Source organism: Bizionia paragorgiae, assembly GCF_900107625.1.
GTDB classification, from domain to species: Bacteria; Bacteroidota; Bacteroidia; order Flavobacteriales; family Flavobacteriaceae; genus Bizionia; species Bizionia paragorgiae.
In genome coordinates, this window is record NZ_FNQK01000010.1 from 67,141 (window position 1) to 81,285 (window position 14,145).

At 34.5% G+C, this 14,145-nt stretch carries 12 protein-coding genes; all 12 read left to right on the forward strand.

Going from position 1 to position 14,145, the window contains the following annotated elements; genetic code table 11:
• The first annotated feature begins 7 nt into the window (after window positions 1–7).
• The 12 genes from lpxA (at window position 8) to hisC (ending at window position 14,144) form a co-directional block, all read left to right on the forward strand.
• Complete coding sequence (lpxA, locus tag BLV64_RS08865) at window positions 8–793, forward strand: acyl-ACP--UDP-N-acetylglucosamine O-acyltransferase (RefSeq protein ID WP_092134175.1); 786 nt, start codon at window positions 8–10, stop codon at window positions 791–793.
• A gap of 47 nt (window positions 794–840) precedes the next feature.
• The gene (gene efp / locus BLV64_RS08870) at window positions 841–1,407 is read left to right on the forward strand and encodes an elongation factor P (RefSeq protein WP_092134177.1); all 567 of its coding nucleotides are present in this window, start codon (window positions 841–843) and stop codon (window positions 1,405–1,407) included.
• A gap of 36 nt (window positions 1,408–1,443) precedes the next feature.
• Window positions 1,444–2,379 carry a UDP-3-O-(3-hydroxymyristoyl)glucosamine N-acyltransferase gene (locus BLV64_RS08875; protein WP_092134180.1) on the forward strand — a complete coding sequence of 312 codons (936 nt, stop codon included), beginning with the start codon at window positions 1,444–1,446 and terminating at the stop codon, window positions 2,377–2,379.
• Between the two features lie 2 nt (window positions 2,380–2,381).
• Window positions 2,382–2,795, forward strand: a complete 414-nt coding sequence (locus BLV64_RS08880; RefSeq protein WP_092134182.1) for a nuclear transport factor 2 family protein — start codon at window positions 2,382–2,384, stop codon at window positions 2,793–2,795.
• 64 nt (window positions 2,796–2,859) lie between these two features.
• Window positions 2,860–3,735 carry a succinate--CoA ligase subunit alpha gene (sucD, locus tag BLV64_RS08885; protein WP_092134184.1) on the forward strand — a complete coding sequence of 292 codons (876 nt, stop codon included), beginning with the start codon at window positions 2,860–2,862 and terminating at the stop codon, window positions 3,733–3,735.
• Between the two features lie 259 nt (window positions 3,736–3,994).
• Window positions 3,995–6,967: a M16 family metallopeptidase gene (locus tag BLV64_RS08890; RefSeq protein ID WP_092134186.1), complete on the forward strand. Its 2,973-nt coding sequence runs from the start codon at window positions 3,995–3,997 to the stop codon at window positions 6,965–6,967.
• Window positions 6,968–7,100: 133 nt separating this feature from the next.
• Window positions 7,101–7,847: a 3-oxoacyl-[acyl-carrier-protein] reductase gene (fabG, locus tag BLV64_RS08895; RefSeq protein WP_092134338.1), complete on the forward strand. Its 747-nt coding sequence runs from the start codon at window positions 7,101–7,103 to the stop codon at window positions 7,845–7,847.
• 16 nt (window positions 7,848–7,863) lie between these two features.
• Window positions 7,864–9,885 (forward strand): vWA domain-containing protein, encoded by a 2,022-nt coding sequence (locus BLV64_RS08900; RefSeq protein ID WP_092134188.1) that lies wholly within the window; start codon window positions 7,864–7,866, stop codon window positions 9,883–9,885.
• 21 nt (window positions 9,886–9,906) lie between these two features.
• Window positions 9,907–10,719, forward strand: a complete 813-nt coding sequence (locus tag BLV64_RS08905) for a prohibitin family protein (protein ID WP_092134190.1) — start codon at window positions 9,907–9,909, stop codon at window positions 10,717–10,719.
• A 250-nt stretch (window positions 10,720–10,969) separates the two neighbouring features.
• The gene (gene hisG, locus BLV64_RS08910; protein WP_092134192.1) at window positions 10,970–11,827 is read left to right on the forward strand and encodes an ATP phosphoribosyltransferase; all 858 of its coding nucleotides are present in this window, start codon (window positions 10,970–10,972) and stop codon (window positions 11,825–11,827) included.
• Window positions 11,827–13,107: a histidinol dehydrogenase gene (hisD, locus tag BLV64_RS08915; protein ID WP_092134195.1), complete on the forward strand. Its 1,281-nt coding sequence runs from the start codon at window positions 11,827–11,829 to the stop codon at window positions 13,105–13,107. Before hisG ends, hisD begins: the two co-directional genes overlap by 1 nt.
• The gene (hisC, locus tag BLV64_RS08920; protein ID WP_092134198.1) at window positions 13,107–14,144 is read left to right on the forward strand and encodes a histidinol-phosphate transaminase; all 1,038 of its coding nucleotides are present in this window, start codon (window positions 13,107–13,109) and stop codon (window positions 14,142–14,144) included. Before hisD ends, hisC begins: the two co-directional genes overlap by 1 nt.
• Window position 14,145: the final 1 nt, after the last annotated feature.

Below are 14,145 nucleotides of genomic sequence, written 5' to 3' on the forward strand. Positions count from 1 at the left end.
TCACAACATGAACCAACCACTAGCTTACGTGCATCCCGGTGCTAAAATTGCTAAAAATGTAGTCATTGAGCCTTTTACAACAATCCATAATAATGTTATTATTGGAGAAGGCACTTGGATTGGAAGCAATGTTACCATAATGGAAGGTGCCAGAATTGGAAAGAACTGTAGTATCTTTCCAGGTTCAGTTATTTCGGCAGTACCACAAGATCTAAAATATAATGATGAGGATACACTTACTATTATAGGTGATAATGTTACTATAAGAGAATGTGTAACCATTAATAGAGGAACAACCGACAAAATGAAAACCGTTGTTGGTGATCATTGTTTAATTATGGCTTATTGCCATATTGCTCACGATTGTGTAGTTGGTGATTATTGCATCTTTTCGAATAACACGACATTAGCAGGACATATTACAGTTGGTGATTATGTTGTGCTCGCAGGAATGACGGCTGTTCACCAATTTTGTTCTATTGGTAACCACGCTTTTGTAACCGGTGGATCTTTAGTAAGAAAAGATGTGCCTCCATTTGTAAAAGCAGGTAGAGAACCTTTATCTTACGTCGGTATAAACTCTGTTGGTCTAAGACGTCGCGGTTTTACAACCGATAAAATAAGGGAGATTCAAGATATTTATCGCATTTTATATCAAAAGAACTATAACAACACACAAGCAGCAGGAATTATTGAGGCTGAAATGGAAGCGACACACGAGCGCGACGAAATCCTTCAGTTTATAAAAGATTCTCAAAGAGGTATTATGAAAGGCTATTTCAAGTCTAACTAACTTCTATAAATCGTAATAATTAAATATTAAAATATTAAAACTAGATCATGGCATCAACATCAGACATAAGAAACGGACTCTGTATTAGATATAACAACGACATTTATAAAATTATAGAATTTTTACATGTAAAACCTGGTAAAGGTCCAGCATTTGTAAGAACAAAAATGAAGAGTGTTACCAGCGGTAAAGTGTTAGAAAATACATTTTCAGCAGGACACAAAATTGAAGACGTTCGTGTAGAAACTCATAAATTTCAATTTTTATATCACGATGGTGAATTCTACCATTTTATGAACCAGGAAGACTACACGCAAATTCGTTTGTTAGAAGCGGCTTTAGATAGACCTGATTTAATGAAGGAAGGAGAGGTAGTAACAGTATTGATTAATACCGAGGATAACATGCCGTTATCTGTAGAGATGCCTGCTAGTGTTGTATTAGAAGTAACCCATACAGAGCCTGGTGTTAAAGGAAATACTGCCACTAATGCAACAAAACCTGCTACTGTAGAAACAGGTGCAGAGGTTAACGTGCCATTATTTATTAATGAAGGGGATAAAATTAAAATTGAAACTGATAAAGGAACCTATAAAGAAAGGGTAAAAGAATAATTATAAGGTCTTTTAATCTTTATAAACGCATTTAAAATGAAATTCCCCAAATTACATTCTTTAAAGGAAATTGCACAATTAATACAGTGTGATTACATTGGTGATGATGATTTTCCTGTTTTAGGAATGAACGAAATTCATGTTGTAACCCCTGGGGATATCGTGTTTGTAGATCACCCTAAATATTATGATAAGGCCCTTCAGTCGGCAGCAACCGTAGTATTAATAAACAAAAAAGTAGATTGTCCAGAAGGTAAAGCCTTGTTGATTAGTGACGATCCTTTTCGTGATTTTAATGTATTAACGCGTCATTTTAAACCTTTCCAAAGTGCGAATGTAAGCATCTCTCCAACAGCAAGTATTGGAGAAAATACTATAATTCAACCCAATTGTTTTATAGGACACCATGTAACTATAGGAAAAAATTGTACTATTCATTCTAATGTGAGTATATATGACGATACGGTAATTGGAGATAACGTTTCTATTCACGCCGGTACTGTTTTGGGAGGAAGTGCTTTTTATTATAAAAAACGCCCAGAAGGTTACGATCAGTTAGTATCTGGTGGTCGCGTTATAATAGAAAACAATGTGCATATTGGCGCCTTGTGTTCTATTGATAAAGGGGTAACTGGTGATACAACAATAGGGGAAGGGAGTAAGTTGGATAATCAAATTCAAGTTGGTCACGACACCATAATTGGTAAAAACTGCCTCATAGCCTCACAAACTGGAATTGCAGGATGTTGTATCGTTGAGGATGGCGTGACGCTTTGGGGTCAAGTTGGCACAACAAGCGGTATTACAATTGGTGAAAATGCAGTGGTCTTAGGACAAGCAGGTGTAACCAAATCGATTTCAGGAAATAAAACATATTCTGGAACACCTATAAATGAAGCGCGTGCAAAACTAAAAGAAATAGCAACGCTTAGAAAACTTCCAGAACTAATAGAACAACTAAAAAAGAAATAATTATGACAGCTAAAGAAGTAGTTAAACAATTTTACGATCTTGATTTTGCTAAAGATGACACTGTTTTAGATTTAATTCACCCCAATTGCGAATTAAATTGGAACAGTAGTAAAGGCTACACATGTTTAGATTATAAAGGTATTCAGGAAAAAATTGCTGATATAAGAGAAACGTACTTTACGTTTAATTATAAACTTAGTCATTTGTTAGAGGATAATAATACGGTTACAGCGCGTTATACGATTTACGGAACGCCTATCGAAAAAGATGGTGAAGACAATAATCAAGAAGCTATAGCGCATTTTATCTCTATTTGGGAGGTAAAAGATGGCAAATTATATAGAGGATATGAGATAAGTCAGCTGTTAGATGACAAGGCAGAAAATATCTCTACTTTTTCAGAAATAAACATATAAAAATAATTCGTAAATAGCGCTCAAAACCTTATTTTTGCAGCGTTTTAAATAATAAACTATAAAGATGAGCGTTTTAGTAAACAAAAATTCAAAAATAATAGTTCAAGGATTTACTGGTAGTGAAGGTACTTTTCACGCAGGACAAATGATTGAATACGGAACTAACGTAGTTGGTGGTGTAACACCAGGTAAAGGTGGTCAAACACATTTAGACAGACCCGTTTTTAATACTGTATCAGAAGCTGTTGAAAAAGCAGGTGCTGATACTACAATCATTTTTGTACCGCCAGCATTTGCTGCTGATGCAATTATGGAAGCTGCTGATGCAGGTATTAAAGTAATCATTACAATTACTGAAGGTATTCCTGTTGCTGATATGATCAAAGCAGCGGATTATATTAAAGACAAAGACTGTCGTTTAGTAGGTCCTAACTGTCCAGGAATTATTACTCCAGGTGAGGCTAAAGTTGGTATTATGCCAGGTTTTGTTTTCAAAAAAGGAACTGTTGGTATCGTTTCTAAATCAGGAACATTAACTTACGAAGCTGCAGATCAAGTTGTAAAACAAGGATTAGGAATCACAACTGCTATCGGAATTGGTGGAGATCCAATTATTGGAACTACAACTAAAGAAGCGGTAGAATTATTAATCAACGATCCTGAAACGGAAGCTGTTGTTATGATTGGTGAAATTGGAGGTCAACTAGAAGCTGATGCCGCTAACTGGTATAAAGAAAGTGGTAGCAAAAAACCTGTTATTGGTTTTATCGCTGGTGAAACTGCTCCTGCAGGTCGTACAATGGGACACGCTGGTGCAATCGTTGGTGGTAGTGATGATACCGCTCAAGCTAAAAAAGCAATTATGAGATCATGTGGAATTCACGTGGTAGATTCTCCTGCTGAAATTGGTAAGAAAGTTGCCGAAGTTTTAAAAGGATAAGTAGAACATACATCGTATATAAAAAAGCTGTTTCAATCGAAACAGCTTTTTTTATGCCCAATTATTTGATTTCAATCACTTACAAGTAGTAACACTGGTAACATCTCCGCCTAATTCGTTAAAAAAACAAGTTTGTTACTGTTAAAATATGTTAAAATAATTATAATATGCTAATGTTATCGTCGCGTTGGCAGTACATTAGCTTGCGAACTTAACTAGTAATAAGCTACAAAACTGTAGCTTGCTTAACCCACCACAAATGAAACATTTAAATTTTGTTGTTGTGTTTATACTTGTTGCTTTTGTTTACAGTTGTAAGAAAAGTAATAAAGAAACACCAACACCCGTAAAAACAGAAACTATAACCGATGCAAATGGTTTTAGTTATGAAACAGTTAATAATGATCCTACCGGTTTACGCTTGTACACGTTGGATAACGGACTTAAAGTGTATTTAAGTAAGAACACCGACGAGCCTACAATTCAAACCTATATAGCTGTTAGAGCAGGGTCTAATTACGATCCTAAAGAATCTACAGGTCTAGCGCATTACTTAGAGCACATGGTGTTTAAAGGTACTCATAAAATAGGTACTCTAGATTGGGAAAAAGAAAAAGTGTATTTAGATTCTATTTCTCAATTATACGAACAACATAGAGCTGAACAAGATCCTGATAAAAAACGCGCTTTATATAAAAAAATTGACGAGGTTTCACTAGCGGCATCACAATTTTCTGTGGCTAATGAATACGATAAAATGACGAGTTCTTTGGGAGCTACAGGTACAAATGCACATACCTGGTTTGAAGAAACAGTATATAAAAATAAAATTCCTGCGAACGAGTTAAGTAAATGGTTAGCTTTAGAAGAAGAGCGTTTTAGTACTTTAGTACTACGTTTATTTCATACCGAGTTAGAGGCGGTTTTTGAAGAGTACAATCGCGGTCAAGACAATGATTTTAGAAAAAGCTATGCCGCAATGTTGTCAGATTTGTTTCCAAAGCATCCTTATGGTCAACAAAAAACGATTGGTACGGCAGAACATTTAAAAAACCCTTCTTTAGTAGACATCAATAATTATTTTGACAAATACTATGTGCCTAATAATATGGCTATGGTATTGGTAGGGGATTTGGATTTCGACAAAACAATCCAAGAAGTTAACGCTACGTTTGGTAACTTAGAAAAGAAAGAAGTTGTTCACCCAGAGCTTCCTAAAGAGGAACCTTTATCAGGAATTATTGAATCTGAAGTCTTCGGACCTACTTCAGAACGCGTTACGATTGCATTTAGATCTCAAGGTGTTAACACTAAAGAAGAGCAACTTGTAACCCTATGTGATATGATTTTAGCAAATGGAAATGCCGGTTTAATAGATTTAAACTTAAATCAGAAGCAAATTGTTCAAAATGCTGGATGTTCCCCAACATTTTTAAATGATTATGGTTACCATAGTTTTAATGGTTCACCTAAAGAAGGGCAGTCTTTAGAAGAGGTTAAAGATTTACTTTTATCGCAAATAGAAAAGCTTAAAAAAGGGGAGTTTGAAGATTGGATGATTGAAGCCGTAGTTAACGACTTAAAAAAATCTCAACTTCAGCAATATGAAAATAGTACCGCTTTAGCTACTGCTTATTTTAATGCCTTTATCCACCGTGAAAACTGGGCCGATAAAGTAGCATTTTTAGATGAATTAAAAAGCATTACGAAACAAGAGGTTGTTGATTTTGCTAATTCATTTTATCAAAATAACTATGTTGTAACGTACAAACGCAAGGGTGAGGATAAAAGTATTGTAAAGGTATCAAACCCAGGTATTACACCAGTAAATCTTAATCGCGATAAAGCGTCGGAGTATATGACTAATTTTAACGCGATTAAATCCGAAGAACTTAAACCTGTTTTTATAGATTATAAAACAGAAATAAAAGAAACGACTACAGATAACGGCCTTAAAGTGTCTTACGTTGAAAATAAAACCAACGATTTATTTAATATGAATATCATTTTCGATATGGGAAGTGATCATAATAAACAATTGGATTTAGCGGTTGGTTATTTAGAGTATTTAGGTACCGATAAGCTTTCAGCTGAAGACCTTAAAAAAGAATTTTATAAGTTAGGTATCGATTATTCTGTAAATGCTGGCCCAGAAAAAACATATGTAGGATTAAGTGGATTAAAAGAAAACTTACCTAAAGGCTTAGAGTTATTAGAGCAACTATGGACTAATGCTAAACCTGATCAAGAGGCTTATGAGAAATATGTTAAAGCTATAAGTAAAGACAGACAAAATAACAAAACAAACAAAGCAAGTATCTTACGTGGTGGTTTATTAAATTATGCCAAATACGGTGAAAACTCGAGATTGCGTAATATTATTCCGATTACTGAATTAGAACTAATCACACCTCAAGAATTGGTGGACTTAGCTAAAGATTTAAGAAACTATAAACAACGCATATTTTATTATGGTAAAGATGTGGATGCGGCTGTAGCAGCTTTAAATACACATCACAATGTTTTTGGAGAATTAAAAGATTATCCAGAAGCTAAAGTGTATACTGAACAGGAAACTGGAGGTAATGTCTTTTTTGTTGATTTTGATATGGTCCAATCAGAAATGATGTTTTTAGCTAAAGGTGATCCCTTTAAGCCAGAAAACATGGCAGCATCAACCTTATTTAACACCTATTTTGGTAGCGGTTTATCATCTATAGTCTTTCAAGAAATTCGTGAATCTAAATCTCTAGCCTACTCTGCATGGGCAAGTTATGCTACAGCAAGGGATAAAGATGATTCTAATTATGTTATGGCATATATGGGGACTCAAGCCAATAAAATGCCTCAAGCCGTAGAAGCTATGATGAATTTAATGAGTGATATGCCCGAAGCAGAAGATCAGTTTAACGCGGCGAAAGAAGCAACGCTTAAAAAAATAGCTGCTCAGCGTATTACAAAAGCTAATATATTTTGGAACTACGAAAGACTGCAAAAATTAGGTATCGATAACGATAATAGAGAAGAGATGTATAACACGATCCAGAATATGACTCTTGAAGATTTAAAAACATTCTTCAATACAAATATTAAAGGTGAAAAATACAATGTTATGGTTATTGGAAATAAAAAAGATGTCGATTTTAAATCTTTAGAAAAACTTGGAAAAGTAAAGGAAATGGATGTCGATTATTTATTTAATTACCAAAAACCTACAGACATTAAAATCTAAACTATAAATACGTACTTCTATACCGTAATTATTTAGCACAAAAACCTCACAGTTTATATTAAATTGTGAGGTTTTTATATATAAAACACTTTGTATTTACTATATTTGAATGACTAATAAATCACAAAAACTAATGAAAATTTTAGAAGGAAAAACAGCTATCATTACAGGAGCAAGTCGTGGAATTGGAAAGGGAATTGCTCAAGTTTTTGCACAACAAGGTGCAAATGTAGCATTTACATACAGCTCTTCGGTGGAAGCGGCTAATGCGTTAGAAAAAGAATTAAATGCCTTAGGCGTTAAAGCTAAAGGATATAAAAGTAATGCCGCTAATTTTGATGAAGCTCAAGCGCTTGCCGAAGATGTTGTAAAGGAATTTGGAAGTATAGATATTCTTGTTAATAACGCAGGAATTACTAAAGATAATTTACTAATGCGTATTACTGAAGATGATTTTGATAAGGTGATCGAAGTCAATTTAAAATCAGTATTTAATATGACTAAAGCGGTGCAACGTACCATGCTTAAACAACGTAAAGGATCTATAATCAATATGAGTTCGGTAGTAGGAGTAAAGGGTAATGCTGGTCAAACTAACTACGCTGCATCTAAAGCTGGTATTATAGGATTTTCTAAATCTGTTGCTTTAGAACTGGGCTCTAGAAATATTAGAAGTAACGTAATCGCTCCTGGTTTTATAGAAACCGAAATGACAGCAAAATTAGATGAAGAAACCGTAAAGGGATGGCGTAATGCAATACCTCTAAAACGTGGTGGGACTCCAGAAGATATTGCCAATGTTTGTGTGTTTTTAGCCAGCGATATGTCGGCTTACATTACAGGTCAAACACTGAATGTTGATGGTGGAATGCTAACTTAATAGATTTTTAAAATTAATGAGTTACCCAACTCTTTTATATATCATTTTAGCTGGAATTGCAGCTCTTTTAATAGCGCTTTTTCAATATAAATTCAAAACAAAAAGCGCTGCTAATAAGACAGCGCTTTTTGTGGTTTTACGAACCATTACATTTTTCGCTGTGTTTTTGTTGTTAATAAATCCGGAATTTGAACAACTTACCATAAGCACAGAAAAACCAAACTTGGTAGTGGCCGTCGATAACTCAAATTCTATTAAACACCTCAATAACGACGATAAAATACTAGAAATTTTAGAATCGTTAAAAGAGAACAACGCTATCTACGATAAATTTAATGTGGATATCTTTTCCTTCGGTAACACACTGCAACCATTAGACACCTTAGATTTTAAAGAAAACCAAACCAACATCGCTGCAGCTTTTAATAGCTTAAACCAGGTTTATAAAAACACCTTGTCTCCAACCATAATTATAACCGATGGAAATCAGACTTATGGTAGCGATTACAGTTATGCAGCTAAAGCCTATAACCAAGAGATATATCCCATCGTAATAGGAGATACCACCAGTTATACCGATTTAAATCTGACCCAGTTAAACGTTAATAGGTATGCCTTTTTAAAAAATAAGTTTCCTGTTGAAGCTATTGCAGTATACACCGGTAAAGATCCGATAACGACTACCTTTCAAATCACTCAGGGTAAGGCAATCATCTACTCGAAACAGTTAACCTTTTCAGAAACAAAAACCTCTGAAATAATAAACTTGACTTTACCAGCGCATAGTGTCGGAGTACAATCGTATACAGCTACAATACGTCCTATTGATATAGAAAAAAACACGACTAATAATTCTAGAAACTTTGCAGTCGAAGTTATTGATCAAAAAACAAACGTTGCTTTGGTGAGCTCTATTTTACATCCAGATTTAGGCGTCCTTAAAAAGAGTATTGAAACCAACGAACAACGCACGGCAACCATCTTAAAACCCCACGAGTTACTAGGTAAATTAAATGATTACCAAATGGTTATCGCCTATCAGCCCAACTCAAAATTCACTCAGTTATTTGCGGAAATTGAGACTTTAAATAAAAATAAATTTGTGATTACCGGGACAAAAACAGATTGGAATTTCCTTAATACGCAATCCCCACACTACAAACAAGAGGTAACATCGCAAACTGAAGATTATCAAGCACATTTAAATACCAGTTATTCATCATTTATTGTTGAAGATCTAGATTTCGAATCATTACCTCCATTATCATCTCCTTTTGGAGCACCCGAATTTTCAATCCCAATAGAACCTTTATTGTATAAAACAGTAGGGAATTTTAAAACTAATGAACCGCTTTTAGCGACGTTTGAAGTAGGAGGGAATCGTGAAGCTATTTTATTTGGTGAACACCTTTGGAAATGGAGGGCTCAAAACTATTTAAACACAGAAAGCTTTAGCGAATTTGATAATTTTATAGGAAAACTGGTTCAATATTTAAGTTCTAACAAACGTAAAAATCGATTAGAAATTGAGTATAAATCATTTTATCAAGGGAATACAAATGTAACTATTAAAGCACAGTACTTTAATAAAAACTATGAGTTTGATAAATCGGAAACTTTAATGTTAACAGTTAAAGATGAGACGAATACAGTCGTAAAAACCCTGCCGTTTTTACTTAAAAACAATGGTTTTGAGGCCGATTTAAGTGACTTACCAGCAGGATCCTATCAGTTTTCAGTCCAAACGAAATTAGAAAACATTTCTAAATCCGGAGCGTTTCAAATTCTCGAGTATAACGTAGAACAACAGTTTTATAGCGCTAATGCTTCAAAATTAGACTACATTGCCACACAGCGTTATTTTGCGACAAATTATCAAGAGTTATTTACTAACTTGTTAGAGAATTCGAACTATAAACCGATTCAAAAAAGTAATAAAAATACAGTGCCTTTAATCGACTGGAAATATCTATTAGCATTAATAGTATTAAGTCTATCGATTGAATGGTTTTTAAGAAAATATAAAGGATTAATTTAAAATAGATAAATAAGAAAGTAAATGGAAAAATTACCAAAAGTAGGCGTACCAATTATCATTGGAATTGTAATAGTATTAATAGTAATGTTTAAATCGACAGTCACTATCGACTCAGGACAAGCGGGTGTTTTATATCGAACATTCGATAATGGTGTAGTAACCGATGAGCCGCCATTAGGTGAAGGCTTTCATGTTGTTGCCCCTTGGAATAGAGTAACAATTTATGAAGTTCGTCAGCAAGAAATTTTAGAACAAATGAATGTGTTATCTTCAAATGGATTAGACATTAGATTAGAAGCTTCGGTATGGTTTCAACCTAGTTTTAAAGATTTAGGAAAATTACATCAAGAAAAAAGTGAAATGTATAAAGACCGTGTGCTTTTACCAGCTATTCGATCGGCAGCTCGTAGTGTTGTAGGACGTTATACACCAGAGCAATTATACTCTAGTAAACGTGATGCTATTCAACAAGAAATTTTTGAAGAAACTAAAAACATTGTAAAAGATCAGTACATTCAACTTAACGAAGTTTTAGTAAGAGATGTGACTTTGCCATCAACAATAAAAGATGCCATAGAACGCAAATTGAAACAAGAACAAGAGTCTTTAGAATACGAATTTAGATTAGTTACGGCGACAAAAGAAGCTCAGAAACAAATTATTGAAGCTCAAGGTAAAGCGGATGCTAACAGAATTTTAAGTGCCTCTTTGACCGATAAAATCCTTCAAGACAAAGGTATCGAAGCTACTATTAAACTATCAGAATCACCTAATAGTAAGGTTGTTGTGATCGGATCAGGAGATAGTGGAATGCCTATAATTTTAGGCAACTAATTATTGTCATTATAAATATAAATTACAAATCATTAGGATTTGTAATTTATATTTAACAATATTTGTACTCAATAAAACAAGATCAATGCCTTTTATTCAATTACATCATCATTTTCATATTTGCTCTCAAGCGAAGTGAAAGTGTATTGAATAAATTCAACATATTTTTTAAACCCGTTTGAGTAAATCAAACGGGTTTTTTATTTCTACTCACTAGCGGTTTACTCAAATTTTATTAATCTAAATATAAATGAGTAAATTAAAAATTGCAATTCAAAAATCAGGACGACTCAACGAAGAGTCCATGCGAATCCTTAAAAACATTGGTATTTCTATAGATAATGGTAAAGACCAACTTAAAGCATCAGCAAGAAACTTCCCCTTAGAGGTTTTTTACCTTAGAAACGGTGATATTCCTCAATACCTTAGAGATGGCGTTGTAGATATTGCTATAATTGGAGAGAATGTATTAATAGAAAAAGGTCAAGATTTACCTATAGTAGAACGTCTAGGATTCTCAAAATGTAAAGTCTCTATTGCCGTACCAAAATCCTCAAAAAGCAAAAGTTTACAAGATTTAGAAGGGAAGCGCATAGCAACATCGTATCCAAATACCGTAAATCATTTTTTAAAACTTAACAAGGTCTCTGCCGATTTGCACGTTATTAATGGCTCTGTGGAAATCGCTCCAAATATAGGTTTAGCTGATGCGATTTGCGATATTGTTTCTAGTGGAAGTACCTTATTTAAAAACGGATTAAAAGAGATTGAAACCCTATTAAAATCGGAAGCCGTTTTGGCTGTATCTCCAAAAATATCGAATGAGAGTAAAACTTTATTAGATACACTTCAATTTAGAATACAAGCGGTATTAAAAGGTCAGAATTCTAAATATGTCTTACTGAATGCGCCTAACGCAAAGCTAAATACTATCATCAGTCTTTTACCAGGGATGAAGAGTCCTACAGTTCTACCACTAGCTAAAGAAGGTTGGAGTTCTGTACACTCGGTAATTAACGGAAATGAATTTTGGGCGGTCATAGATGCTTTAAAAGCTGCTGGGGCCCAAGGCATATTAGTTTGTCCAATCGAAAAAATGGTCGTGTAATGAATTATATAGAAAACCCTAGTAAAAACCTGTGGACTGAGATTCTAAAACGTCCTACACAGTCTGTAAACACTATCGAACAGACCGTAATTCAATTATTTGATGATATTAAACGGAATGGTGATAAGGCCATTTCCAAATACACCGAGCTATTTGACGGCGCCTCTTTAAGTCACTTTCTCGTTTCAGAATCAGAGTTGAAATCAGCTTCTAAATATGTGACAGCTGAATTAAAAGAAGCTATACAGCAAGCTAAATCTAATATAGAAAGATTTCACGCAGCACAAAAAACTGCGCCCATAAAAGTAGAAACCCAACCCGGGGTTTTATGTTGGCAAGAGAAAAGAGCAATTGAAAACATCGGATTGTATATTCCTGGAGGATCGGCACCTTTATTTTCTACCGTTTTAATGTTGGCCGTACCTGCTCAGATTGCAGGATGTAAAGAAATTATTTTGTGTACTCCACCAAATAAAGATGGGCAAATAGCTAACGAAATCCTTTACACAGCAGCACTTTGTGGTGTTACAAAAGTGATAATGGTAGGAGGAATTCAAGCCGTTGCCGGCTTAACTTTTGGTACCGAGAGCATCCCTAAAGTAAATAAAATATTTGGACCAGGAAATCAATTTGTGACTGTAGCCAAGCAAATGGCAACAAAATACGGTGTAGCTATCGATATGCCTGCTGGACCCAGTGAACTTTTAGTAGTTGCAGATCATAGTGCAAACGCTAGTTATGTAGCTTCCGATTTGTTAAGCCAAGCAGAACATGGTGCCGATAGTCAAGTGATTCTAGTATCCACGTCCAAAGCGCTTATTAAAGCTGTTGAGCGTGAACTCTATAAACAACTAAAAGCATTGCCAAGACAGGAGATAGCCGAACAAGCACTTGCTAGTTCTAAATTAATTTTAGTCGATTCTCATGCCATAGCTTTGGACTTAATAAATGAATATGGGCCAGAACACCTTATAATATGCACTAAAAATGAAGATTATTACTGCACTAATGTTGTAAATGCAGGCTCTGTCTTTATCGGTAATTTCACTCCTGAAAGTGCTGGTGATTACGCTTCAGGGACTAATCATACCCTACCAACAAACGGATTTAGTAAGGCCTATTCCGGAGTGAATTTAGATAGCTTTATGAAAAGTATGACCTTTCAAAAAATCACTAAGAGCGGTTTGCGAACACTAGGTAAAGCCATAGAACTTATGGCAGAAGCAGAAGGACTACAAGCTCACAAAAATGCAGTATCAATACGATTAAAAGACTTATAATGAGTATACAACACTTACTAAGAAATAATATAAAAAACTTAAAAGCTTATGCTTCTGCTCGCGATGAGTTTCAAGGGAATAGTACTAGTTTACGGTTTTTAGATGCTAATGAAAATCCCTATAACACAGGATTTAATCGTTATCCAGATCCGAAACAATTGCAATTAAAAGCACTGCTTGCTAAACATAAAAAATGTAGGCTAGAAAACATCGTTTTAGGTAATGGGAGTGATGAGATATTAGATTTAATCATTAGAGCATTTTGTGAGCCTAATCGAGATAGTATCATCACGCTACCACCCACTTATGGAATGTATGAAGTATTAGCAACTATTAATGCGGTAGCTGTAAAAAAAATAAATTTATCATTGGGTTTTCAACCCCAAGTGGATGCTATTTTAGAAGCAACTACACCTCGAACTAAAATTTTGTTTTTGTGTACTCCAAACAACCCTACGGGTAATAGTTTTACGGAGCAGGCTATGGAAGAATTGCTCTTGAAATTTAAGGGAATTATTGTGATTGATGAAGCGTACATTGATTTTTCAAATCAAAAAAGTTGGTTGGAGAAATTAGACCAATTCCCTAATCTTATTATCACACAAACCTTCTCTAAAGCTTATGGTTTAGCTGGAATACGCTTGGGAGTCTGCTATGCTTCAGAAGAAATAACTGAAGTACTTAATCGGATAAAACCGCCGTACAATATTAATGTATTAACCCAGAAAAAAGCTTTTGACCGGCTTTTAGAACACCAATTGGTTCAAACAGAAATCAACCAAATAAAAACAAATAGAGCACAGCTAATTGAGGCATTAAAACACGTCGCGTGTATAGAAGAAATTTATCCTTCAGAAAGCAATTTTGTCTTAGTTAAGGTAGATCATGCCACAAAGCGTTATCACGAATTGGTTAGTAAAGGTATTGTTATTAGAAATAGAACTAACGAGCCATTATGTACTAACTGCTTGCGTTTAACAGTAGGTAACGAAGAAGACAACGTGCTATTAATAACAAGTTTACAAGCTCTAAAATAAA

Bases quoted from the DNA above. Each gene is read 5' to 3' on its own strand.
- hisG (WP_092134192.1), top strand. From the start codon at position 10,970: ATGAGTAAATTAAAAATTGCAATTCAAAAATCAGGACGACTCAACGAA.
- efp (WP_092134177.1), top strand. From the start codon at position 841: ATGGCATCAACATCAGACATAAGAAACGGACTCTGTATTAGATATAAC.
- fabG (WP_092134338.1), top strand. From the start codon at position 7,101: ATGAAAATTTTAGAAGGAAAAACAGCTATCATTACAGGAGCAAGTCGT.
- BLV64_RS08900 (WP_092134188.1), top strand. From the start codon at position 7,864: ATGAGTTACCCAACTCTTTTATATATCATTTTAGCTGGAATTGCAGCT.
- hisD (WP_092134195.1), top strand. From the start codon at position 11,827: ATGAATTATATAGAAAACCCTAGTAAAAACCTGTGGACTGAGATTCTA.
- BLV64_RS08905 (WP_092134190.1), top strand. From the start codon at position 9,907: ATGGAAAAATTACCAAAAGTAGGCGTACCAATTATCATTGGAATTGTA.
- hisC (WP_092134198.1), top strand. From the start codon at position 13,107: ATGAGTATACAACACTTACTAAGAAATAATATAAAAAACTTAAAAGCT.
- BLV64_RS08880 (WP_092134182.1), top strand. From the start codon at position 2,382: ATGACAGCTAAAGAAGTAGTTAAACAATTTTACGATCTTGATTTTGCT.
- BLV64_RS08890 (WP_092134186.1), top strand. From the start codon at position 3,995: ATGAAACATTTAAATTTTGTTGTTGTGTTTATACTTGTTGCTTTTGTT.
- sucD (WP_092134184.1), top strand. From the start codon at position 2,860: ATGAGCGTTTTAGTAAACAAAAATTCAAAAATAATAGTTCAAGGATTT.
- lpxA (WP_092134175.1), top strand. From the start codon at position 8: ATGAACCAACCACTAGCTTACGTGCATCCCGGTGCTAAAATTGCTAAA.
- BLV64_RS08875 (WP_092134180.1), top strand. From the start codon at position 1,444: ATGAAATTCCCCAAATTACATTCTTTAAAGGAAATTGCACAATTAATA.